This is a genomic window from Natranaerofaba carboxydovora, from assembly GCF_022539405.1.
Lineage (GTDB): Bacteria > Bacillota > Natranaerobiia > Natranaerobiales > Natranaerofabaceae > Natranaerofaba > Natranaerofaba carboxydovora.
Genome location: NZ_CP054394.1, coordinates 2,972,501 through 2,997,395 on the forward strand (window position 1 = coordinate 2,972,501; position 24,895 = coordinate 2,997,395).

General features: G+C 36.3%; 20 protein-coding genes, 2 tRNA genes, 2 rRNA genes and 1 other annotated feature (1 of these 25 only partly in view). Of the genes, 23 read left to right on the forward strand and 1 reads right to left on the reverse strand.

All coding sequences use genetic code 11. The features are described 5' to 3' along the window. The 7 genes from ACONDI_RS14075 to ACONDI_RS14105 all read left to right on the forward strand — a co-directional run. A 23S ribosomal RNA gene (locus ACONDI_RS14075) occupies positions 1-1,366 on the forward strand (it extends 1,837 nt beyond the left edge of the window). A gap of 227 nt (positions 1,367-1,593) precedes the next feature. Then, positions 1,594-1,710, forward strand: a 5S ribosomal RNA gene (gene rrf / locus ACONDI_RS14080). Positions 1,711-2,003: 293 nt separating this feature from the next. After that, entirely contained in the window at positions 2,004-2,297 is a 294-nt protein-coding gene (locus ACONDI_RS14085; RefSeq protein ID WP_241079175.1) for a hypothetical protein, read from the forward strand. After that, positions 2,294-4,303, forward strand: coding sequence for an insertion element protein (locus tag ACONDI_RS14090; protein ID WP_241079176.1), 2,010 nt, complete (start codon positions 2,294-2,296; stop codon positions 4,301-4,303). Before ACONDI_RS14085 ends, ACONDI_RS14090 begins: the two co-directional genes overlap by 4 nt. 173 nt (positions 4,304-4,476) lie before the next feature. Continuing rightward, positions 4,477-5,193: a hypothetical protein gene (locus tag ACONDI_RS14095; protein ID WP_241079177.1), complete on the forward strand. Its 717-nt coding sequence runs from the start codon at positions 4,477-4,479 to the stop codon at positions 5,191-5,193. 78 nt (positions 5,194-5,271) lie between these two features. Then, the gene (locus ACONDI_RS14100; RefSeq protein WP_241079178.1) at positions 5,272-6,330 is read left to right on the forward strand and encodes a leucine-rich repeat domain-containing protein; all 1,059 of its coding nucleotides are present in this window, start codon (positions 5,272-5,274) and stop codon (positions 6,328-6,330) included. Positions 6,331-6,423: 93 nt separating this feature from the next. Next, complete coding sequence (locus ACONDI_RS14105; protein ID WP_241079179.1) at positions 6,424-8,103, forward strand: leucine-rich repeat domain-containing protein; 1,680 nt, start codon at positions 6,424-6,426, stop codon at positions 8,101-8,103. Positions 8,104-8,336: 233 nt separating this feature from the next. On the opposite strand, the gene ACONDI_RS14110 is transcribed toward ACONDI_RS14105, so the two are convergent. Beyond that, positions 8,337-8,498 carry a hypothetical protein gene (locus ACONDI_RS14110; RefSeq protein WP_241079180.1) on the reverse strand — a complete coding sequence of 54 codons (162 nt, stop codon included), beginning with the start codon at positions 8,496-8,498 and terminating at the stop codon, positions 8,337-8,339. A 230-nt stretch (positions 8,499-8,728) separates the two neighbouring features. On the opposite strand from ACONDI_RS14110, the gene ACONDI_RS14115 reads away from it, so the two are divergent. From ACONDI_RS14115 to ACONDI_RS14190, 16 genes are all read left to right on the forward strand, one after another. Continuing rightward, positions 8,729-10,333 carry a putative polysaccharide biosynthesis protein gene (locus ACONDI_RS14115; protein ID WP_241079181.1) on the forward strand — a complete coding sequence of 535 codons (1,605 nt, stop codon included), beginning with the start codon at positions 8,729-8,731 and terminating at the stop codon, positions 10,331-10,333. A gap of 127 nt (positions 10,334-10,460) precedes the next feature. Further along, a complete protein-coding gene (locus ACONDI_RS14120; protein WP_241079182.1) occupies positions 10,461-11,087 on the forward strand; it encodes a DUF3786 domain-containing protein in 627 nt (208 codons plus the stop codon). A 310-nt stretch (positions 11,088-11,397) separates the two neighbouring features. Then, positions 11,398-11,666: a binding site (T-box leader), on the forward strand. 107 nt (positions 11,667-11,773) lie between these two features. Continuing rightward, the gene (gene ilvE / locus ACONDI_RS14125; protein WP_241079183.1) at positions 11,774-12,670 is read left to right on the forward strand and encodes a branched-chain-amino-acid transaminase; all 897 of its coding nucleotides are present in this window, start codon (positions 11,774-11,776) and stop codon (positions 12,668-12,670) included. 13 nt (positions 12,671-12,683) lie between these two features. Further along, positions 12,684-14,381, forward strand: coding sequence for a biosynthetic-type acetolactate synthase large subunit (gene ilvB / locus ACONDI_RS14130; protein ID WP_241079184.1), 1,698 nt, complete (start codon positions 12,684-12,686; stop codon positions 14,379-14,381). Continuing rightward, on the forward strand, positions 14,382-14,909 hold the full coding sequence (ilvN, locus tag ACONDI_RS14135) for an acetolactate synthase small subunit (protein ID WP_241079185.1): 528 nt from the start codon (positions 14,382-14,384) through the stop codon (positions 14,907-14,909). It begins immediately after the preceding gene. Beyond that, positions 14,890-15,891 (forward strand): ketol-acid reductoisomerase, encoded by a 1,002-nt coding sequence (gene ilvC, locus ACONDI_RS14140; protein WP_241079186.1) that lies wholly within the window; start codon positions 14,890-14,892, stop codon positions 15,889-15,891. Before ilvN ends, ilvC begins: the two co-directional genes overlap by 20 nt. Before the next feature lie 13 nt (positions 15,892-15,904). After that, complete coding sequence (locus ACONDI_RS14145) at positions 15,905-17,494, forward strand: 2-isopropylmalate synthase (RefSeq protein ID WP_277397786.1); 1,590 nt, start codon at positions 15,905-15,907, stop codon at positions 17,492-17,494. Then, on the forward strand, positions 17,442-18,725 hold the full coding sequence (gene leuC, locus ACONDI_RS14150) for a 3-isopropylmalate dehydratase large subunit (RefSeq protein ID WP_241079188.1): 1,284 nt from the start codon (positions 17,442-17,444) through the stop codon (positions 18,723-18,725). The genes ACONDI_RS14145 and leuC overlap by 53 nt, the downstream gene beginning before the upstream one ends. Beyond that, positions 18,712-19,218: a 3-isopropylmalate dehydratase small subunit gene (locus ACONDI_RS14155; protein WP_241079189.1), complete on the forward strand. Its 507-nt coding sequence runs from the start codon at positions 18,712-18,714 to the stop codon at positions 19,216-19,218. The genes leuC and ACONDI_RS14155 overlap by 14 nt, the downstream gene beginning before the upstream one ends. Then, a complete protein-coding gene (gene leuB, locus ACONDI_RS14160) occupies positions 19,211-20,302 on the forward strand; it encodes a 3-isopropylmalate dehydrogenase (protein ID WP_241079190.1) in 1,092 nt (363 codons plus the stop codon). The genes ACONDI_RS14155 and leuB overlap by 8 nt, the downstream gene beginning before the upstream one ends. Positions 20,303-20,437: 135 nt before the next feature. Beyond that, a complete protein-coding gene (locus ACONDI_RS14165; protein ID WP_241079191.1) occupies positions 20,438-21,541 on the forward strand; it encodes a D-alanine--D-alanine ligase family protein in 1,104 nt (367 codons plus the stop codon). A gap of 102 nt (positions 21,542-21,643) precedes the next feature. Next, the gene (gene pdxS, locus ACONDI_RS14170) at positions 21,644-22,528 is read left to right on the forward strand and encodes a pyridoxal 5'-phosphate synthase lyase subunit PdxS (protein ID WP_241079192.1); all 885 of its coding nucleotides are present in this window, start codon (positions 21,644-21,646) and stop codon (positions 22,526-22,528) included. Between the two features lie 23 nt (positions 22,529-22,551). After that, positions 22,552-23,130 carry a pyridoxal 5'-phosphate synthase glutaminase subunit PdxT gene (gene pdxT, locus ACONDI_RS14175; protein WP_241080972.1) on the forward strand — a complete coding sequence of 193 codons (579 nt, stop codon included), beginning with the start codon at positions 22,552-22,554 and terminating at the stop codon, positions 23,128-23,130. Between the two features lie 96 nt (positions 23,131-23,226). Further along, complete coding sequence (gene serS / locus ACONDI_RS14180) at positions 23,227-24,498, forward strand: serine--tRNA ligase (protein ID WP_241079193.1); 1,272 nt, start codon at positions 23,227-23,229, stop codon at positions 24,496-24,498. A 126-nt stretch (positions 24,499-24,624) separates the two neighbouring features. Then, positions 24,625-24,715, forward strand: a tRNA-Ser gene (locus tag ACONDI_RS14185). A 62-nt stretch (positions 24,716-24,777) separates the two neighbouring features. Further along, a tRNA-Ser gene (locus ACONDI_RS14190) sits at positions 24,778-24,874 on the forward strand. Positions 24,875-24,895: the final 21 nt, after the last annotated feature.

Here is a 24,895-nt window from a genome sequence, read left to right on the forward strand (position 1 = left end):
AGCGAAGCGGCTGTGTTCTAACTGCCAGGAAAAGCCACTAGCGAGTTATATGGTGCCCGTACCGCAAACCGACACAGGTAGGCGAGGAGAGGATCCTAAGGCGTCCGGGCGAACCCTTGTCAAGGAACTCGGCAAAATAGCCCCGTAACTTCGGGAGAAGGGGTACCCCGCGTAAGGTGTATGGCTACATGCTGTATGCCTGAGGGGGTCGCAGTGACCAGGCCCAAGCGACTGTTTACCAAAAACACAGGCCTCTGCTAAGTCGAAAGACGACGTATAGGGGCTGACGCCTGCCCGGTGCTGGAAGGTTAAGGGGAGAGGTTAGCACTTATGGTGCGAAGCTTCGAACCTAAGCCCCAGTAAACGGCGGCCGTAACTATAACGGTCCTAAGGTAGCGAAATTCCTTGTCGGGTAAGTTCCGACCCGCACGAAAGGCGCAACGACTTGGGCGCTGTCTCGACAAGGGGCCCGGTGAAATTGTACTACCTGTCAAAATGCAGGTTACCCGCGGCAAGACGGAAAGACCCCGTGGAGCTTTACTGCAGCTTGATATTGGATTTTGGTGTCACATGTACAGGATAGGTGGGAGGCTACGAACCCGGGGCGCCAGCTTCGGGTGAGCCGTCCGTGGGATACCACCCTTGTGTCACTGAAATCCTAACCACGAGCCGTAATCCGGTTCTGGGACATTGTCAGGCGGGCAGTTTGACTGGGGCGGTCGCCTCCCAAAGAGTAACGGAGGCGCCCAAAGGTCCCCTCAGCGCGGTTGGAAACCGCGCGCAGAGTGCAAAGGCATAAGGGGGCTTGACTGCGAGAGGGACACCTCGAGCAGGTACGAGAGTAGGGCTTAGTGATCCGGCGGTTATTTCGAGTGGAAGAGCCGTCGCTCAACGGATAAAAGCTACCCCGGGGATAACAGGCTTATCTCCCCCAAGAGTCCACATCGACGGGGAGGTTTGGCACCTCGATGTCGGCTCATCGCATCCTGGGGCTGGAACAGGTCCCAAGGGTTGGGTTGTTCGCCCATTAAAGCGGTACGTGAGCTGGGTTCAGAACGTCGTGAGACAGTTCGGTCCCTATCTGCCGCGGGCGCAGGAGACTTGAGTGGAGCCGTCCCTAGTACGAGAGGACCGGGACGGACAGACCTCTGGTGTATCAGTTGTCCCGCCAGGGGCACAGCTGAGTAGCTAAGTCTGGAAGGGATAAGCGCTGAAGGCATCTAAGCGCGAAGCCCACCACGAGATAAGGTCTCCCTCCCTCACAGAGGGTTAAGACTCCAGATAGAACATCTGGTAGATAGGTCAGAGGTGTAAGGGGAGCAATCCTTTTAGCTGACTGATACTAATAGGTCGAGGGCTTGACCTACCGGTTCAAATTTGGATCTACACTATGTGCAGCTTTCAGAGAATAAATGTGGCTGTATCTAGTTCAATTTAAAAATCAAGCGGCTTTTATTGATACATCTAAGGCTCATACCTTCGCCAAGATGTATTAGCAAAAAACCCTAAAGATTTTAAATTGAACTAGATACAGCCTGAAAAAAAGCCAAAAACAAGACAATGTAATATTGATATGACCTTTGAATCTAAGGGTCCGGTGAAAATAGCGGAGGAGACACACCTGTTCCCATTTCGAACACAGAAGTTAAGCCCTCCTGCGCCTATGGTACTGGGAGCGAGAGCTCCCGGGAGAGTAGGTCTTTGCCGGACCCTTTAGTTATTTTAAGGGGTTCGATTTTGAAGTTGAAAATTTAAAATCACAAAGTAAATCACAAAAAAGTAGCAGTTAAATCACATGATTTTAACTGCTACTTTTTACTATTATAACAGGAATTAATATTATAATAACTTAAAAATCACAAATTTTTCACAAGATAATACACAATAGAAATAAATATTTCTGACGTGAATTTTTTGTGATTTTTAATGTGAAAATTTCGTTAAAAAAGTAAATATGGTATAATATAGGTGATAGGACAACCTATAAGGGAGAGCTGTTATTAATGGGAATCAGGTTTTTAAAGCCTCGAAAAAAGAATACTACAAAAGTAGAGTTAGAATTGCCAAACCACTTGGTTAAGTTATTAGAATTATATGCAAATTATTGTAATCGTAGTCGTGATGAAATAGTAGAGCATTATTTAGAGGAGATTTTAAAAGAAGATAAAGATTTTATTCAGTGGGGTAAAAATAGAAGGCATAATAAACTTTTTAAAAAATATATTGAAGAAGTTTCAACAAGTAATACGGATAATATAACTATACTAAAAGAAGAAAAGGAAGAAGATAAGGCATGAATTTTTATACCCGTATTGCTAATAAAAGAGACCAAATAGTAGAAATAGATACTCCTGTTTCTGAAGATAAAGTAGATTTAAGACAAGAAGATTATGAAAAGATGTCAAGAAAAGCTTTTAATAAGAAACATAGACTGTTTTTAACAAGAGAACAATTTACACCAGTGAAATTAAAGTATAAAGACAAAACTTACCCCCTTCAGTTAAATCATTGTAATAATCCATTTTGTCGGTGGTTTGGCGAAAATCAAAGTGAAATTTCTAGATTAAGCACTAGAGGTAGAAAACGCTACAAATACAGGATTGATGGAGATTGGGAAAAAGAAGATAGAGGTAGAATGATTATTTGTAACAATGATCCCAATGTACCAGGTGCTTATGGTAATTGTGCAACTAGACCTGTATCTAATTGGAGTGCAGCAGAAGAAATAAAGCGATTAGTAACAATAAACACACCAGTTGATATTGAGCCAGAATATAAATATCATAAAGATTCTTGTAATAAGCCTCACACAAACCCTTTTGATAACCCTGAAGATTTTCAGAAATATGGCAAAAGCAAATATAATTCTCAAAGACTTCGCTGTAAAGAATGCTACAAAATTACTACTCTGATGCCTGAACGTGAAAAAGCCTTTACCTATCACCAGCAGCGAAGTGAAATAGTGCCAACCTTAGCATCAATGCTAATTAATAGAGTACCAGTTAAAAGAGCTTGTGAGATTCTTAATATTAGCTCTCAGACTTATTATGACAAGCTAGAATATGTATATCTTAGATGTTTAGAATTTTTAAGCAAATTTGAAACTAATCCATTATCTGATAAGTTTTTTGATAAATTATGGATTAACACTGACATGTTTATTTACTATTTAAACAACTCCCGTCATAAATTAAAAGGAAATAAAAGAAGAAATAGAGTGACTAAAGAAAGTTTTAAGCGAATGGAAACAAATTTGATTGTATCTGGCGATATTCATTCGGGATATGTTTTGCGAGCAGATTTGGCTTATGATTGGGATGCCACTAGAGAAAAATTATTAGCTGACACTAAAAAATATAAATGTGATCATATGGAAGAAAGTGAAAGAAAAAATGCCAGGCTAGAACATTCATATTTCCCTCAACCGCCTACAAAATTTGATAAAGAAAATTTATCAAATATAGATGAAGAAATAGAAAAATACAAACAGGAAAAAAAGAATTTTGATACCAGATTTGATTATGTTAGTGGCTTACATGTGTCCCCTAGATATACTGCCATAGCCCATTTTTGGCTGCTGAAAAACTTATTGAACGTAAAAGATTGGTTTTTCATAAACGATGATGATGGCAGCTTAAAAAATAGTATCTTTCGAGTATTTAAGGATGAAATTAAAAATGGTTATGCTAATTATTTCCTGTGCCAAGTTGATCATGATAAACAATTAAGTCAAGCACTTAAGGAACATCAAGAATCCAAGATTGAGCTAAAGAACTGGAGAGATGAATGTGGCCTTTCCAAAAAGCTTTCTATTTGGCAAATAGCTCAAGATTACTTGGAACATCAGCTTGAGCATCATAATTTCTTTGAAGAGTTCTTGGATGATGATGGGAATAGTCGGATAGTTCGTGCTGGTAATCCTGTTGAGCATCCATTAGCTTCCCCCGATGCAGGATATAGAACTATAGATGTTTTAACTGATTTATCTGGACTTAATAACAAGCAATTAGCTAAATTATTAATGCAAGTTAATAGCCGAGTTACAGATAATTTTATCCAGGAATTACGTCGTAGAGTTTCAATGTTAGAAAGACCCCTGTTAACAGCTAGGGCTCATAGAAAAAGTTATATTTATTCTAATTACAACCCTAAATATGCTCAATACCTGGCCACAATTTTAAGGACATATTATAACTTTTGTGATGCTAAAAAAGATAGAAAAGGAAATTTAACTACCCCTGCTATGAGAATTGGCATAGCAGATAAAGTTTTTGATTGGAATGATATATTATATTTTAAGTAAAGTGTTAAAGGATTTTATTACTAAAGAAAGAAGCTATTAGGGAAGATAAGATTATTGCTGTTCCTTAATTTAACCTAGGTTATGAAGAAAAATTAGATGAAAATTAGTTAGCATGATATTTTATAGTCCGATTTGGACTTAATTTTTTTGAAAAATTAAAGTGAGGTGGTATTTTGTCAGGAAAGAGATTATTTCATTTATTATTGATCACATGCTTATCTGTTTCAGTAGCTTTTATGACAGGTTGTACTCCAGAAGAAAAAACAGAAGTGGAGCACTTAAAAAATGAAAAAGAACAGACAAAAGAAGAGTTTAAAGATGAATTATCTAGAAAAAAGTCTAGGATAGAAGATCTAGAACAAGAGTTAGAATCGAAAGAGCGTCAACTTAATAGGGCTGAATTTTATTCAGATGTTTTGCTTGAAATGGCTCAAACTGAAGGTGTAATGGCTCATGAGGTGTTATCGGAGGGAAAAATTAACGAACTACAGCATGAAAGTAATTTGTGGGATGGTACACTTCAGGTTGATGTTTCAGAAAATGATAAAAGTAAAGAAAAAGAATTTTCAAGCAATGGAGAGATAACAATTGACAGTTCTGAATTTGTTTTACATTTTTCAGGGAGTATAGATCCAGCATCTAACGCTGATTTTAGTGCTCACGGAATTGGATCATTTGAAAATTGGTTATATAACTTAAACGATATTGAAATTTTGGATGAAGAAAAAGTCTATGATGAAGAAGCTGCAAGTGGAGCAACTGGATTTGGGATAGGTTATGAATTCGAAGATATTTCAGACGGTAGTAGTATCGAAATAGAGATAACACCAGAAGTGAAAGATTATTTTGAATTGGATACAACAAATTTGATCATTAATGTTGAAAAGTAGTTATGGGCAGTTTTAGACTGTTAAGATTTTCTTGTATTAACAGAGTATATTTTAGAGAGTCAGAAGCGAGGTGGTAGTTTGTCAGTAAGAAGGTTATTTCATTTATTATTGATTACATGCTTGTTTGTTTCAATAGCTTTTATGGTAGGTTGTGCCACTGAGTACGAAGTAGAGGTACAGGCTGATCCTGAAAAAGCAGGAAAAATTGAGGGCGAAGGAACTTATGAAGAAGGTGATGAGGTTGCAGTTGAGACGAACCCTAAAGATGGATACGAATTTAAAAAATGGGAAAAAGATGGAGAAGAATTAAGTCAAGATCAAGAATATAAATTTGAAGTTAAAGAAAACAAAAAATTAGTTGCTGAATTTGCAGAAACTGTAGACATTCCAGATGAAAATTTAGAAGCAGCTATTAAGCAAGAATTAGGTGTAAATCAAGTGACTAAAGAAAATATTAAAGAGTTAACATCTTTGGAGGCGAGAAGAGAAGGGATTAGCGATCTGAATAACTTGGGAAAGGCAGAGAATCTTAAAAACTTAAACCTTTCGGGCAATAAAATTCAAGATATAACCGCTTTAACTGAACTTACTGGACTAGAGAAGTTAAACTTAAACAATAATGAGATAACAGATATTAAAGCACTACATGAGTTAACAAATCTTAAAGAAATCAACCTTGCAGGAAATGAAATCGATGAGATAAGTTTTTTGGGAGAATTAACCGATCTCGAGGAACTTTCTGTGAAGGATTTGATATTGGTTGATTTTGTCCAATCTCCTGGAGATGACTATATAACTTATAGGGTAAAAAGCCCATTACCCTTAACTGTCGATGTTCAGGTAGTAAACATAAATGAAGATTTAAGCGTTGAACAGGTATTTGAACCAAATAGTGTTACTGATCGGGGCGAGCTTTATAGTTTTACTGAAGCGTCTTCCTATGAAGACCCATTTGTTCAGCATGTTCCCAAAACACATCCATTTGACGTTTATAAAGACCATGAATGGGAAAATACAGAAGTTTTAAAAGTTGTTGTTCGTGAAGAACTTGATGAGGGTATGGAAGGAGAACACAAACCATCTGGAGAGTATAAATTTGATTTTAAAAACAGAGAGATTATTGAGATTAATGATTAGTTCTTTATGAGGAAGTTTACAATTCATGTATAGTATCTGATTTATGTCCCTGTCACAGGGTATATTTTAGAGAGTTAGAAGTGAGGTGATAGTTTGTCAGTAAGAAAATTGTTTCATTTATTATTGATCACATGCTTATTTGTTTCAGTAGCTTTTATGACAGGTTGTACTCCAGAGTACGAAGTAGAAGTACAGGCTGATCCTGAAGAAACAGGAGAAATTAAGGGCGAAGGCACTTATGAGGAAGGTGAAGAGGTTACAGTAGAGGTTGAATCTAAAGAGGGTTATGAATTTGAAGGTTGGTATAAGGGTGAAGAAAGAGTCAGCGAAGCTGAAGAATATGAATTTGAAATTGAAGAAAACAAAGAATTAGTTGCTGGTTTTGCTGAAATTGTAAACATTCCTGATGAAAACTTAGAGGCAGCAATTAAGGAAGAATTAGGTGTAGATCAAGTGACTAAAGAAAATATTGAGGATTTAACGGTCTTGGATGCAGTTGGTGAAGATATAACTAACATCGAAGGAATTGAGCATGCAGTCAATTTAGAAGAACTTGATCTTGGTAGGACCAATATAAGAGATGAAGGAATAGAGCAACTAGCAGAAGCTGATGATTTAGAAGAACTTAATCTTTTTCATACCAATGTAACAGATAAAGGAGTAGAAAATTTGGCGGAAGCTGACAATTTAGAAGAGCTTGATCTTAGTCATAACGAAGTAACAGATGACGGGGTAAAACAACTAGCAGAAGCTGATAATTTAGAAGAGCTTGACCTTCGTCATACCGAAGTAACAGATAAAGGAGTAGAACATCTGGCGGAAGCTGATAATTTAGAAGAACTTAATCTTTTTTATACCAATGTAACAGATAAAGGAGTAGAACATTTGGCAGAAGCTGACAATTTAGAATATCTTACTCTTCCAGGAGTTCGAAGAGTTGCAGGAGGAAAAAACGAATCCGAAGTAACAAATGTGAATCCACTGGCAGAAGCTGAAAATTTAGAAAAACTTGATCTTAGAGGAACCGAAGTAACAAATGAAGGAGTAGAATACCTGGCAAAAGCAGACATATTGGAAGTGCTTGATCTCGAAGATACCCAAATAACAGGTGAAGTAATAAAACATCTATCAGAAGTTGAAAATTTAGAAAAACTTAAGCTTAGCAGAACTGAAGTAACAGATGACGAGATAAAAGACCTGGCAAAAGACCTGGCAGAAATTGATAATTTGGAACACCTTGATCTTAGAGGAACCGAAGTAACAGACGTAAACGCACTAGCAGAAGCTGATAATTTAAAAGAGCTTTATATTGGCATAGCAAAAAGTGAATGGTTACATTTCACCGAAGTAACAGACGATGGGGTAAAACAACTACCAGAAAATGATAGTTTAAAAAAGCTTGACATTAGCGGAACCGAAATAACAGATGAAGGAATAGAACAATTAGCAGAAGCAGATAGTTTAGAATATCTTAATCTTGAAAGAACCGAAGTAACAGATGAAGGGATAAAACACTTGACAGAATTTGATAATTTGGAACACCTTAATCTTAGAAGTCTTAGAAGAACTGAAGTAACAGATGAAGGAATAAAACACCTAGCAGAACTTGATAATTTAGAAGAGCTTAGTCTTCATGATACCGAAGTAACAGATGAAGGATTAGAATACCTGGCAGAAGCAGATAGTTTAGAAGAGCTTGATATTAGAAGAACCGAAGTAGAGGATGAAATAATATCCAAATTAGAAAATGCAGGTATTGATGTCACATATTGATGTAAGAAAAGACTTAACTTAGGAATGCGGGGAAGATTGTCTGATTTATGTGTCTTAAATAAAAATGGCAGTTCTCATTTATCAAAATGAGAGAACTGCCATTTTTTTTAGTGTGAAAAATTTGTGATTTACCATGTGAATTTTTTGTGATTTCGCCTGTGATTTTCGAATTTCAACTTCAAAATCGAACCCCTTATTAGTTATTTCTGGGGTTTTTTTAATTTTCTTAAATGTCAAGAGGTATAAGTGCCAAATTCATATTCAAATTGATAATTTAGGCATTCAGGTATATCTACAGGATATATTAAATTAGAATTTAAATTACAATAGGAATTATTGTCATCATCTTTTTGTTTAAACTTACATTCTTTTGAACAGGATAATTTATTAACCATCTTAATCTCCTCTTTTGATTTTTTTTTCATAATCAATATATCTAGGTTTTTTTATTTTTTACATTTTGATATAGTATTATTTATGTAATAATTTTTGTTTTTAATTGCAATACATCTTAATGAGAAAGCAAGTCTAATGACAAATACTTTACTTATGTGAATAGAATTATTGTACTAGAATCAAACTTATCTTGTAAAATATATGGGAAAATATATGGGAGTTTTAAATTATGCAAAAAGAATCTTTACTTAAAGGTACAGCTGTTCTTGGATCTGCTTTATTAATTGCTAAATTAATAGGTTTAATTTATCGTCTTATACTACCTAATATGGTTGGTACTCAGGTTATGGGATTGTATGGAATGGCATATTCTGTGTATACGGTTTTATTAACCTTATCTATGGCTGGAATTCCAGTAGCAATCTCCAAGCTAATAAGCGGCTATTTAGCAGTAAACGACCCAAAAGGGGCAAAAAGAGTATTTAAAATAGCTTTTGTAGCAATTACTTCTACAGGGTTGCTTTTTACTTTAATATTATTTTTAGGAGCAGAATATATTGCTGAAAATATAACGGGTGATCCAAGGGCTTATTTAAGTCTACAAGCAGTAGCACCTGCAATTTTTATTGTAGCTATAATGTCATCATTTCGAGGATATTTTCAAGGTATGCAGCAGATGACTAAAACTGCGGTTAGTCAGGTATTAGAACAGCTACTTAGAGTGGCTGGTATAATTCTATTTGCATATTTGCTACTACCAATTGGGACAGAGTATGCAGCTGCCGGAGCAGCCTTCGGTAATGTTATTGGTTCTTTTACAGGTTTATGCTATTTGTTTGTAAGTTATATAAGAAATCCTCTCAACAAAAAGGAAAGTATAATTAATAAAGTCAAAATTGAAGAGCAAAATGAAGAAAAAGCATTTAATATTATTAAAAAGATTGCTTATCTATCATTTCCAATTATTATAGGGAACTTAATTATGCCCTTAATGAACTTGATAGATGCAACGGTTGTTGTAAATAGGTTAACAGGTGCTGGTATCTCACAATATGAAGCGACAGCCATGTTTGCTCATTTGACTCAATATGCAAATCCATTAATTATGTTTCCTGGTACTTTAGGAATGGCTTTATCTATGAGTTTAGTTCCGGCTATATCAGAGTCTATGGCAAAAAATTATAGACAACAAGCAGAAAATAGAGGCAAACTTGCAATAAGGTTTGCAATATTGATTGGCCTTCCTTCTACTTTAGGTATGTTTATACTTTCTGAACCTATAATAAATTTGATATTTCCTAGAGACCCTGAAGCTGCTATAGTTCTCAGGTATTTATCCTTTGCGATTTTATTTTTAATTCTTAAATTTGCTACTACAGGCATATTACAGGGAATGGGAAAAACTATGTTACCGGTAAAAAATCTATTTATTGGTGCTATTATAAAACTAATTGTGACTTTCTTTTTAACTTCCATACCAGAGATTAATGTTAAAGGAGCAGCCTTTGGAACAGTACTTGCACACCTATTAGCTACAGGTTTAAACTATAGGGATGCTAAGAAGTATTTGAACTTTAAAATTTTGCCTATGGCGGATGTAATTAAACCTGTAATAAGCTCCCTGGGAATGTCTTTAGCTGTAATCATTATTTTCTGGCTTATGAATATAAATTTTTCACAAAATATAGCGACTATTTTATCTATAGGATTTGGAGTTTTAATATATTTGATTTTACTGTTAGGATTAAAGGTAGTTGAAAAAGACGAAATACATATGATACCTAGATATGGCCCGAAATTCGTAAAACTTCTGGAAAAAGCTAAAGTATGGTAGTTGAAATTTTATTCTGGTGCAAAAAGTCTTTATCATCAAGATGTATTGCAATAAAAAACAAAACATTGTCCATATGACTTTTTGCACCAGAATAAATATTTAGTTACTCAAAAGGGAGAGGATATAATTGATACCTTTAGCTAAAAGTGAAGATCCAAAGAATTATAAACATGCTTTAGAAGTAGCAAAAAAAAATTTAATCCAAAAAGATCCTTTTAAAGTCGAAAAAAATGCAGGTGTTAAATGGGACGGGGAAAAATATATAGTAAAATCACTTAATGATGAACTGAAAGTTTATCCTAAAGAGGGTAAGGTATATCTGTCATCGCAGGAAAAATTAGTGGTTTTTACCTTACAATTAATATGTATTAATTATTTAGCAAGAGCTGGCGGAGAAAATTTGACCTATAATAATATATCATATCGAGAGCTACCGGGTGCTGAAAGTTACTGGCTTGCCTTTAATCGTGAAGCTATATCGCCACTATTAAAGGCTTATGAAAAGGATAAGACAAGTTTCTCTGATGTATGTTCTATGCTAGGTGGTATAAAACAAGAAGGCAAAGCTGACTATAGTGCAATTTTTTGGGCGCTGCCAAAAGTACCTGTAATAATAAACCTCTGGGAAGGAGATGACGAAATTCCGGGTAATTGTAATATTTTATTTGATAAAGTAACCCCGGATTATTTACATACAGAAGACGTTGCTGCTCTTGGTCAGTTGATTGCAGAAATTATTCACAAAGAAGTATGAAATCGTACAAAAAAATATTTGTAACAATTACTTGACATTACCTGTAATAGGCCGTATAATTTGGTCTAAATCAAGAACTATTTGATTTGTGCTGTTATTATTGTATAATGTCCTGCTTTTTAAAAAACACTGTATTAGGTGTTGCCCTCAAGCGGTTAAAGCCCGTTTCAATATTTAGGGTCTGTCGCTGGGGGTATTTTTATAAACAACTTCAAAATTTTTTTATAATAATATTATCATATTATTTATAAATTTAATACGACAATAAAGATTAAAACAAAGAATTTAAAATTGAAAACGTAATTATATTTGAAATACGATGAAGAGGAGTAGTAAGAAGGTTAGTTTCGGTTACAGAGAGTCGGCAGTAGGTGAGATACCGGCACCGGAATCTTCTGAAGATCGCCTCTGAGTAGCTATTCCGAAAGTATTAATTGTCTTTTCATTTTAAAATGAAAAGACAATAGTGTTATTAGGTTTAGCCGGCATTAGCCGTTATCTCCTGAGGGGCCAGTCTAAAATTATTTGACTGGAATTAGGGTGGTACCGCGGAAAGCTTGGTAGCCTTTCGTCCCTATTTGAGCTAATTTATTTAGCACATAAAAATGGGATGAAGGGCTTTTGTAATTTTAAATGGGAGTACAAAATTAGGTTTTTTATTTTAATTTTGTGGAGGGTGGTTATATATGTCTAAGCTGGTGTATTTAAATGGTGAGTTTGTAGCTGAAGAAGAAGCAAAAGTTAGCGTCTGGGATCATGGATACCTTTACGGAGATGGTGTTTTTGAAGGAATAAGAGCATATAACGGACGTATATTTAAATTAAAAGAACATGTTAAAAGGTTATTTGAGTCGGCGAAATCTATTATGCTAGAAATTAATATGACTGAAGAAGAAATGTGTAAAGCAATAGCTCAAACTGTCAAGAAAAACGAATTGAAAGATGCATATATTAGAGTTGTGGTATCAAGAGGGGTAGGGGATTTAGGATTAGACCCTAATAACTGTACCAAATCTCAAGTTGTAATAATTGCTAGCAAAATAACTTTATTCTCTGACGATTTATATGAAAACGGTCTAGAAGTTGTAACAGTAGCGACCAGGAGAAATGCCCATGAAGCATTAAACCCTAAAATTAAATCTCTTAATTACTTAAATAATATCCTCGTCAAAATAGAAGCTAATTTAGCTGGTGTGAAAGAAGCTTTAATGATAAATAATGAAGGCTATGTAGCGGAAGGTTCAGGTGATAATGTATTTATAATAAAAGACGGCGTGATATACACACCCCCACCATATGCTGGAATTTTGAATGGTATAACCAGACAAACGGTTATGGAGCTTGCAGAAGAAAAGGGTTATCCGGTGAAAGAGGAACTTTTTACCAGACATGATGTTTATGTGTCTGACGAGTGCTTTCTGACGGGTACTGCTGCAGAGATAATACCTGTTATTAAGGTTGATGGAAGAAGTATTGGAAATGGTAATCCTGGTACTATTACAAAAGACTTGATGGAACTATTTAGAGAACATACTCTTAATAATGGGGTTTCAATATATGACGACAAAGATTTGGCTGTATAGGGAGTGAGCTAAAGTGAATGGTGCACAGTTATTAATGAAATGTTTGGAAAATGAAAAAGTAGAAACTATCTTTGGTTACCCTGGTGGTGCCGTGTTAGAACTTTATGATAAATTAATGGATGCAAACGTAGAGCACGTCTTAACAAGACATGAACAGGCAGCTGTTCATGCAGCTGATGGGTATTCGAGAGTTAGTGACAAACCAGGTGTATGTTTTGCTACTTCAGGTCCTGGAGCTACGAATCTAATTTCTGGTCTCGCTACTGCATATATGGACTCTATACCCTTGATTGTTATAACTGGACAGGTAGCAAAAGGCGCACTTGGTAGTGATGCTTTTCAGGAAGCTGATATAAAAGGGATTACAATACCAATTGTTAAACACAGTTATCTTTTAACTGATGTTAAGGATATACCACAGGTTATAAGAGAAGCTTTTCATATAGCGACTACAGGTCGACCCGGACCTGTTTTGATAGATGTTCCAAAAGATGTCTTAAATGAAGCATGCCCTGAAAACACCAAGCCAAAAACAGGAAAACCTGACTTACTTGGATATAAACCTACTTATGAAGGACACCCGGTTCAAATTAAAAAAGCAGTAAAAATGATTGAAAAAGCCCAGCGGCCAGTTATCTATGCCGGAGGAGGGGTAAAGCTTTCTAGTGCCGGTTCTGAAGTTTTAGAGCTAGCTGAAAAACAGGATATTCCCGTTGTTAATACTTTGATGGGTACAGGCGAATTCCCCTGGGATCATAGATTGTCTCTTGGAATGTCAGGTATGCATGGACATGTTGGTGCTAATAAGACGATGTTAAATTCGGATTTAATTATTGCAATAGGAGTTAGATTTAGCGATAGAGGTACTGGTAATAAAGAAACTTTTATTAAAGATAAAAAAGTTATTCATATTGATATTGATCCTGCCGAAATAGGAAAAATAATTCCTGTTGATGTTCCAATAGTAGGGGATTCAAAAGGTATACTCGAGAAAATAAACAAAAAAATAAATTCAACTACACGGGAAAAATGGCTTGAACAAGTAGAAAAATGGTATGACGAAGACAAAAAGCTATATCAAGAGCGTGTTACTAATCAAGCTAATAGAATTTCAGCTGGAACAGTACTTAGTAAAATTTCTAACACCTTGAAAAATAGAAACGAAGATATAATTGTATCAACGGACGTTGGTCAGCATCAAATGTGGGTTTCGCTTTATTATGAATATATTACTCCGGGCAAATTCTTGAGTTCAGGTGGACTTGGAACGATGGGATTTGGTCTTCCGGCTTCTATGGGGGCAAGTTTTGCCAAAAATGATCATATGGTGATAAGTTTTGTGGGAGATGGAGGCTTTCAAATGAACTCCCAGGAGCTTGCAACTATCTCAAGGTATAACTTACCTGTCAAAATAATAGTTATGAATAATAACTGTCTTGGAATGGTTAGGCAGTGGCAGGAGATGTTTTTTAACGAAAAGTATTCTTCTACTATACTTGAAGGGAACCCTGATTTTGTAAAACTAGCTGAAGCTTATGGGCTAAATGCTGTAAGACTAGATGATGCAAAAACAATGGATCAAACTATTGAAAATGTCTTAGAAGATAAAAACCCTTGCCTTTTAGAAGTAAGGCTTTGTACTATAGAGAATGTGTTTCCTTTTGTACCTCCAGGAAAGCCTTTAAATGACATTATCAAGGAGGGGAAGTAAATGTCTAAGACACTAAGTGTACTGGTACACGATAGGCCAGGTGTTTTGAGCCGTGTATCGGGATTATTTACAAGAAGAGGATTCAATATTGAAAGCCTGGCTGTTGGCAAAAGTGAATATGAAGGCCTTAGTAGGATAACTATTGTAGTGGCTAAAGACGAAAGAGTAGAGCAAATAGTGAAGCAGCTAAATAAATTGATAGATGTTGTTAAGGTCAGAGAGATGACTGAGATGGATACCTTAGAGAGAGAACTTGTTTTATTTAAGGTTAATGCTACTGGTGATGCTAGAAGAGAGGTCCAGGAGATTTGTGAAAACTTCAGGGCAAAGATTGTAGATGTTTCCCTGGATAGTTTAATAGTTGAAGTTACAGGGGATCATGAAAAGATATTAGCTTTGGAAAACTTATTGGGACATTTTGGTATTCAAGAAGTGGTAAGGACAGGAACTGTAGCCATGAGAAGAGGAATGCAAAAGAAAAAATATTTTAATAAAGGAGAGATGAAAAATGGCGCAAATGTATTATGAAAATGATGCAGATCTTAATGTTTTAAAATCTAAAACAATTGCTGTACTTGGCTTTGGTAGCCAGGGGCATGCTCAGGCACAAAACCTTAAAGACTCAGGCCTAAATGTGATAATTGGTCTAAGAGAAAATAGTAAAAGTAAACAAAAAGCAGAGGCAGCAGGACTTGAAGTATTACCAGTGGAGGAAGCTGTTAAAAAAGCTCAAGTAATTCAAATACTCTTGCCAGACGAAGCTCAACCAGAAATTTATGAACAAAAAGTAAAGCCAAATTTGGATGATGGTGATGCACTTGGTTTTTCACATGGGTTTAATATTCATTATAGCCAGGTAGTGCCTCCAAAAAATGTAGATGTCTTTATGATTGCTCCTAAAGGTCCCGGTCACCTGGTAAGGGAAACTTATGAAAGAGGAGAAGGTGTTCCTGGGCTTTTGGCAATATATCAGGATTATACAGGTAAGAGTAAAGAACTTGCCCTTTCCTATGCAAAAGGTGTTGGATGTACCAGAGGTGGACTTATCGAAACTAGCTTTGAAGAAGAAACAGAGACAGACCTATTTGGAGAGCAGGCTGTGCTTTGTGGAGGAGCAAGTGAACTAGTAAAGGCCGGCTATGAAACTTTGGTAGAAGCAGGTTATCAGGAGGAAGTAGCATATTTTGAATGTTTGCATGAGTTAAAGTTAATTGTTGATCTGATGTATGAAGGTGGCCTTTCTTATATGAGGCATTCGATAAGTGATACAGCTCAATATGGTGATATGACAAGGGGCAAAAAGATAGTTGATGAGGAATCCAAAAAAGCAATGAGAAAAATATTAGAGGAAGTACAGGATGGTACTTTTGCCAAAGAATGGATCTTAGAAAATAAAGCAGGACGTCCAATGTTTAATAACTTAAATTACAAAGAACAAAATCATTCAATTGAACAGGTAGGTAAAGAACTTCGTAAAATGATGAGTTGGATCTCCGATAAAAAGGAGTGAAAGTAAAAAGGGAGTGAATAAAATGAGAAAAATTCAGGTCTTTGATACTACCCTTAGAGACGGGGAGCAGACCCCGGGAGTTAGTTTGTGTACAGAAGAAAAATTAGAACTAGCAAAACAGCTATCCCGTTTGGGAGTTGATATTATAGAAGCAGGATTCCCCTTTTCTTCAAAAGGGGAATTTGATGCGTGTAAAGCCATTGCAGATGAAGTAAAAGGTGTAACCATAGCAGCACTTTCTAGAGCTAACCAAAAAGAAATTGATCTTTGTAAAGATGTATTAAAAGGTGCAGAAAGATCGAGAATTCACATATTTGTAGCAACATCTGAGGTACACTTGAAGTATAAACTGCAAAAGAGTAAAGAAGAAGTTTTGAAAATGGCTGTTGATTCTATCAAACATGCTAGAGGTCATTTTGATGAAATTCAGTTTTCACCTGAAGATGGTGGAAGCGGCAGAACCGACCCCGAATTTTTGCATCAGATAGTAGAAGCAGCAATTGATGCTGGAGCAGATGTGGTTAACATTCCGGATACAGTTGGGTATCAAACTACGCAGACTTTTTATGACCTAATTAAAGGTATTAAAGAAAATGTTCCAAACGCAGATAAGGCTGTTATAAGTGTTCACTGTCATGATGATCTTGGAATGGCGGTGGCAAATACCCTGGCGGGAATAAAAGCTGGTGCAGATCAGATAGAGACAACTATAAATGGCCTTGGTGAAAGAGCCGGCAATGCAGCTATGGAAGAAGTTGTTATGGCACTTAAAACAAGAAAAGATTATTATGATGCAGATACCAGGGTGGATACCAGGCAGATTTATCGTACCAGTAGACTTGTAAGTAAACTTACTGGTATTAAGATTCAGGCTCATAAATCTGTTGTTGGCGATAATGCCTTTTCTCATGAATCAGGGATACATCAGGATGGTATTTTAAAAGAAAAAAGCACTTATGAAATCATGACTCCTGACTCAATTGGCCTTAGCAGTAATACTCTTGCTTTAGGTAAGCATTCAGGACGACATGCATTTAAGAATAAATTAGATGAACTTGGTTTTAATAATTTAACCGAAGAGCAGTTCCAGAAAGCCTTTGATAAATTCAAAGACCTGGCTATTAGAAAGAAGAATTTAACTGATAGAGATATTGAGGCTATTGTGGAAAATAGGATATTTGTATATCCACAGGTTTATCAGTGGCTTGATTTCCAGGTTCAATCAGGGAACAAGTCGGATGCTATGGCTATGGTAGGTCTAAAAAAAGATAATTCAAAAGTTATAAGAGAAGCAGCCTGTGGTAAAGGTCCGGTTGATGCTATATATCACACTATAAATAGATTAGTTGGAGAAACATATAAGCTACTTGACTACAATATAAAGTCCGTTACAGGAGGAACAGATGCTTTAGGTGAGGTGGTAGTTCGTCTTCAAAAAGATGAGATAACTGCTACCGGTCGTGGTATTTCTCCTGATATTTTAGAAGCCAGCGGCAAGGCATATATAGACGCGATAAACAAAGTCATAAGTAAAAGGAGTGAGTTAGAAAATGGGTATGACGATGGCGGAGAAGATTTTGGCAAAACATGCCGGAAAGGATAAAGTTAAGGCCGGAGATTTTGTCTTTGCAGAAGTTGATCTATTGTTGGCTAACGATATAACTGGTGTACTTGCCATACAGGAATTTGAAAAACTAGGGGCAGAAAATGTATTTGATAAGGACAAAATAACTTTTATCCCGGATCATTTCACCCCAAATAAAGATATACTTTCTGCCAAACAGGCTAAAACTTTAAGGGAATTTTCTAGAAAACATGATCTGACCCATTATTATGAAGTAGGAAGATGTGGGGTAGAGCATGTCTTTTTACCGGAGCAGGGCATGGTAAAACCTGGAGACCTTGTTGTAGGTGGGGATTCTCATACCTGTACTTACGGGGGTCTTGGAGTTTTTGCAACAGGTATGGGAAGTACAGACCTTGCCTGTGCTATGGCAACAGGAAGAGTCTGGCTTAAAGTTCCCGAAACTTTAAGATTTAATATGGAAGGCACTCCTTCAAAGTGGGCTGGAGGAAAAGATCTTATATTGTATATTCTTGGTCAAATAGGAGTGGATGGAGCAAGGTACAAAGTCATGGAAATAGGGGGAAGTGCTATAGAGTCTCTATCTGTTGAAGGACGTCTTACTATGGCTAATATGGCTATTGAAGGTGGTGGCAAAACAGCCCTATTTAAAGCAGATGACAAAGCCATGGAATACTTGGATGGTCGGGTAGATAATATAAATGAAATAGAACCTGTTTTCAGTGACAAAGGCTGCGAATATGAAAAGACATATAACTATAATGTTGAGGGGTTAGAACCTCTGGTTGCACTTCCACACCTTCCTTCAAATGTTAAACCAGTAGATGAAGTAGAAGAGACTGTACTTGACCAGGTAGTGATAGGGTCTTGTACCAATGGCCGTATCGAAGACTTAAGAGAAGCTCATCAAATTATAAAAGGCGAAAAGGCCGACCCAAATTTAAGATTTATAGTTATCCCTGGAAGCCAGGAGGTTTATAAGCAAGCACTAGAAGAAGGTTTGATTGCTGACTTCATAGATGCTGGAGCAGCTTTTAGTACTCCTACTTGTGGCCCCTGTCTTGGTGGACATATGGGTGTTTTAGCTCCAGGGGAAAAAGCCCTTGTAACTTTTAATAGAAATTTCATCGGTAGAATGGGTGACCCGGAAAGTCTAGTATATCTATCTAACCCCCAGGTGGCTGCTGCATCAGCGATTACCGGGAAAATCTCCCATCCAAGAGAGGTGAAACCACATGTCAAAGGATAGGACAAACAATAGAGCATGGACTTTTGGTAACGATATAGATACGGATGTTATAATTGCGGCCAGATATTTAAGTGTAGAAAGAGAAGAACTAAAAAAATATGTATTTTGCGACTACAGACCTGAATTTCCTAGAGATGTAAAAGAAGGAGACGTAATTGTAGCCGGAAGGAACTTTGGCTGTGGCAGTTCTAGAGAACATGCACCTTTAGCAATAAAAGAAGCTGGTGTTAAATATGTTCTTGCAAAGTCCTTTGCTAGGATTTTTTATAGAAATGCAGTAAACTTAGGAATTTATGCAGTAGAATGCTCTGACAAGCTTGATGATGTAGAAGAGGGAGATGAACTAGAAGTTAATATTAGAGAAGGTAAAGTATATAATAAAACCAAGGATTTTGAAATTGAAGCAACTAGTTATCCTCCTTTTATGCTTGAAATTGTTGAAGCAGGAGGGCTTGTACCATATACAAGAGAAAGGATTTTGAAAAATGAATAAAACATATAAAATCTGTATATTACCAGGAGATGGAATAGGTACTGATATTATAGAAGAAGGAAAAAAAGTGCTTCAAAGAGTAGCTGAAAAATCAGGTATAAAGCTAGATCTTGAAGAAGGATTAATAGGTGGTATAGCTTATGATAAAGAAGGCACCCCTTTTCCTCAAGATACCTGGGAAAAAGTAAAAGATGCTGATGCAGTTCTACTTGGTGCAGTTGGTGGGCCTAAATGGGACTGTCTCCCAAGGGACAAAAAGCCTGAAAAAGCACTTCTCGAATTAAGGAAAGGTTTGAATGTTTATTTGAACTTAAGACCTGTGAAAATATTTCCTTTTCTTGCCGGTATGTCTCCCATCAAAAATATAGCTAATGGTGAGATAACACCTGATTTAGTAATAGCTAGAGAACTTTCTAGCGGTATTTATTACGGAGAACCAAAAGATCAGACAGGAAGCGGTGATAATAGAGAAGCTGTGGATACTATGAGATATACCTATGAGGAGATTGAAAGAATAACAAGAAAAGCTTTTGAACTAGCAAAGAATAGAAGTGGTAAAGTAACATCAGTAGATAAGGCAAATGTTCTTGCATCATCAGGGCTATGGCGAGATGTAGTCAATGAAATATCTAATGATTATCCAGATGTTGAACTTGATCATATCTTGGTAGATAATTGTGCTATGCAGGTAGTCCTTAACCCTCAAGACTTTGATGTGATGTTATGTCCTAATATGTTTGGAGATATAATTAGTGATCTTGCTTCAGTTTTACCTGGCTCTATAGGGCTTATGCCTTCTGCAAGTCTTGGTGAAGGTAGAAAAGGCCTCTACGAGCCTGTTCATGGATCTGCTCCGGACATAGCAGGTCAGGGTAAAGCAAACCCTTTAGCAACGATTTTGAGTGTTGCTATGCTTTTGGAGATGACCCTTGGTCTAGGGGATGAAGCAAGAACAGTCGAAAAGGCAGTTTATGACGTTCTAAATGAAGGTTATAGGACTCATGATCTTTATTATGATGAAAAGAAGGAAACTCTTGTTAGCACACAAGAGATGGGAGATTTAATAACAGATAGAATTGTATAATAGCTTATTTAAAACCCCTGTTGTTTGGACTAATATAAGTCCTTCAATAGGGTTTTTTAAATGAATATAACATATTTTTAATAGACACATACAATGAAGCATAATAAATACAAAAGAGTTTTTGGAGGTGCTTTTTTGTCAGTCAAAGGAAAAACAAAAGTAGTTGTTGTTTTTGGTGGAAGGTCTGGGGAACACGAGGTTAGCTTAAAGTCTGCTAAAAGCGTTATGGAGGCTCTAGATAAGACTAAATTTGAAATTATTCCTATTGGAATTAAAAAAGATGGAAAATGGATATCTGGTGATAACCCATGGGACGAACTTTATTATAATAAAGAGTCAGGGAAAAATTTTGAAGTTACTTTGCTTCCTAAACCTGGGATGGGGCTTTGGAGATTAAATCCAATGGAAAAATTAACAGATGTAGATGTTATTTTTCCGGTTTTACATGGAACGTATGGTGAAGATGGCACTTTGCAGGGGTTTTTGGAACTTTGTGATATCCCGTATGTTGGTTCTGGAGTTATTGGCTCTTCGCTAGGTATGGACAAAGTATTAATGAAAAAAATATTTCTATATGAAGGATTGAAAATTTCTAACTTTAAAGGTATTATCAGAAGAAAATGGGAAAAAGATAAGAAAAAATATATAAAAGAGATTGAAGAAACCCTCGAATATCCAGTTTTCGTTAAACCTGCGAACCTTGGCTCTAGTGTAGGAATATCAAAGGTTAAATCATCTAACGAATTAGAAGATGCAGTTGATAATGCCTGTAAATTTGACAGCAAGGTTGTAGTTGAAGAAAATATAGAAGGTAAAGAAATTGAAGTAAGTGTCTTAGGAAATGAGAGTCCCAAAACCAGTGTTTGTGGAGAAATAATACCGTCAAAAGAGTTTTACGACTATGAAGCTAAATATTTAGACGATGACAGTGAATTGATAATTCCAGCTCCAATTTCAGACAAATTATCTGATGAAACTAGAAATATAGCAAAAAAAGCATTTATGGCATTAGATGCTAAGGGGCTAGCTAGGATAGATTTTTTTGTAAATAATGATACGGAAGACATATATATTAATGAGATTAACACAATGCCAGGGTTCACAGAGATTAGCATGTATCCAAAATTGTGGAATTACACTGGAATTTCATACGAAGAATTACTTACAGAAGTGATAGAACTTTCATTTATGGTCCATGAAGACAAGAAGCGTAACCAAACTGATTTTAAACAGTATTAAATTATTATTATAGGCTTCTTGTTATTTAATTTTAGCTATAGTACAATAATGTAATACAGTTATAAACATTCACACCGATAATAGCAAGGGAGGAAATAGTAAATGGTTGAAAAAGGGACTTATCGTGTAAAAAAAGGAATGGCAAGCATGCAAAAAGGCGGAGTTATAATGGATGTAACAACTGCCGAAGAAGCTATAATAGCGGAAAAATCAGGAGCTGTGGCAGTAATGGCTCTAGAGAAGGTTCCAGCAGATATTAGAGCAGGCGGCGGAGTGGCGAGAATGGCTGACCCAGTTGTTATTGAAGAAATTATGAGTGCAGTATCCATACCTGTAATGGCAAAGGCTAGAATAGGGCACTTTGTGGAGGCCAAAATACTAGAAAGCCTTGAGATAGATTATATAGATGAAAGTGAAGTCTTAACTCCAGCAGATGAAAGATACCATATTGATAAACATAAGTTTAATGTACCTTTTGTATGTGGAGCTAGAAACTTAGGTGAAGCACTTAGAAGAGTCGGTGAAGGTGCTGCAATGTTGAGAACTAAAGGAGAAGCAGGGACTGGTAATGTGGTAGAAGCGGTCAAGCATATGAGAACAGTGATGAGTGATATAAGAAAAGTAGTTAATATGCCTGATGATGAACTTATGACTGAAGCCAAGGAACTTGGAGCTCCTTATGAACTTTTAAAAGAAGTTAAAGAACAGGGTAGACTTCCTGTTGTTAATTTTGCAGCTGGTGGTGTCGCTACTCCTGCCGATGCTGCTTTGATGATGCACCTTGGTGCAGACGGTGTGTTTGTAGGTTCTGGAATATTTAAGTCAGGAAACCCTGAAAAAAGGGCAGAGGCCATAGTAGAAGCGGCCACAAATTATGAGGATTATTCTCATCTTGCTGAAGTATCGAAAAATCTAGGGGAAGCTATGGTAGGAATAAATATATCCGATATTGACGATGAACAGAGAATGCAGGACAGAGGTTGGTAAAATTTAAGGAGTGGTAGAGGTTGATGGATGTAAATATTGGAGTACTTGCTTTTCAAGGAGCTATTGATGAACACTTGGACATGCTTAATAAATGTAATGTTAAAGCTATAAAAGTTAAAAAAGTCGAAGATTTAGATGAAATTAACGGCCTTATTCTACCCGGTGGAGAAAGTACTACGATTGGAAGTTTTTTAGAGAGAAAAAATATGATTGAACCTATAAAAAAGTTTGCCAAAAAAGGATATCCTGTTATGGGTACATGCGCTGGCCTTGTCCTTCTTGCTAAACAGGTAGAAGGTCAGGATAAAGCATTTCTACAGTTAATGAATATTACCGTAAGAAGAAATGCCTTTGGAAGACAAAAGGATAGTTTTGAATCATACTTAGATATACCAGAAATAGGGAAGGAAGAGTTTAAAGGTGTTTTTATAAGGGCACCTTTAATAACTAGAACAGGGGATAAGGTAAAAAAACTTTGCAGCGTAGATGGAAAAATTGTTGCTGCAAGAGAAGAAAACCTTATTGTTGGTGCTTTTCACCCGGAGCTTACAGATGATATAAGATGGCACAAATACTTTGTAAATATGTCTAAATATGCATAAAAAATGCATTATATGAAAAAAATTAAAAGATATATAAAGGGATATTAATGAGAAGTTATAGGGCTCTGCTTAACATGGCTGCAAGGGGGAAGAAAAATGCTTGATATTAAATTTGTTAGAAATAATCCAGAAGTTGCTAGTACCGCTGCAAAAAACAAAGGAGAAGAAGATTATGTAAATGAAATTTTGGCATACGATGAAAAAAGAAGGGAAAAATTACAGCAAGTTGAAAAATTAAAAGCGAAGAGAAACGAAGTTTCAAAAGAAATAGGCAAAGCTAAAAAATCTGGCAAAGAACCAGAAGAAGAAATAAAAGAGATGAAAAAAGTCTCTGATGAAATAAAAGAGATGGATGAAGAAATAAAAGAAATTAACGATAAGCTTCAGGATTTATTGCTTCGATTACCTAATGTTCCTGATGACGCAGTACCTGTTGGTAGTGATGAGGAAGATAATGTAGAAGTGAGAAAATGGAAAGAGCCCCAAGAAGAAGAGCATTTAATACCGCACTGGGATGTGGCAGATGAATTAGGCATTATAGATTTTGAGAGAGCTGGTAAAATAACCGGATCTAGATTCGCTGCTTATATGGGGGAAGGGGCAAGATTAGAGAGAGCGCTTATTAACTTTATGATAGATATACATACTAGAGATCACGGTTATACCGAGGTTTTTCCTCCTTTTATTGTTAATGAAGCTTCAATGACAGGTACTGGACAGCTTCCCAAATTTACTGAAGATATGTTTAAACTTGAAGAATTTGACTATTATTTGATACCAACAGCAGAAGTGCCAGTCACAAATTTGTATTCTAATGAAATTATTTCTGGTGAGAATTTGCCCTTGTATTATGTAGCTTATAGTGCTTGTTTTAGAAAAGAGGCTGGTGCTCATGGAAGAGATACCAGAGGACTCATAAGACAACATCAATTCAACAAAGTTGAGCTTGTTAAATTTTCAAAACCCGAAGAATCTTATAAAGAGCTTGACAAATTAGTCGCAGATGCTGAAAAAATACTGCAGCTATTGGAACTACCTTACAGAGTAATGTTAATGTGCAGTGGAGATCTTGGCTTTGCAGCAGCCAAAAAATATGATATAGAAGTTTGGATGCCTGGTTATTCTACCTATAGAGAAATTTCGTCTTGTAGTAATTTTGAAGATTTTCAAGCAAGGAGAGCTGATATTAAATATAGACCTGACAAAAACGAAAAAGCAAGATATGTACATACATTAAATGGGTCAGGAATTGCCGTGGGTAGAACAGTTGCAGCTTTATTAGAAAATCACAGGCAGCCGGATGGATCAGTATGGATTCCTACTCCATTACAAGGATATATGGGTGGATTAGAATATATTAAACCTTAACTTTGAACCTTAAAATATTTATAAAGATTATATATAAAAGATTGACACAGTATCTTGCGTGTGTTATACTTTCTTATGCCTTTCAAAAGGGCAGCATAAAAGTTAATAAAAGTATATGAGAAACTTGGAGGGGTGTCCGAGTCCGGCTAAAGGAGCTGGTCTTGAAAACCAGTGCTCGCTTCGCGGGCCGTGGGTTCGAATCCCACCCCCTCCGCCATTTTCCTAAAATATTGTACTTTAATTTGTTTAAAAAGTATGGTACAATGCTATAGCACACTCGGAGAGGTGGCCGAGCATGGTCGAAGGCGGTCGCCTGCTAAGCGACTAAACGGGGCAATACCCCGTTTCGAGGGTTCAAATCCCTCCCTCTCCGCCATTTGTATAACTAAGAGTTTAA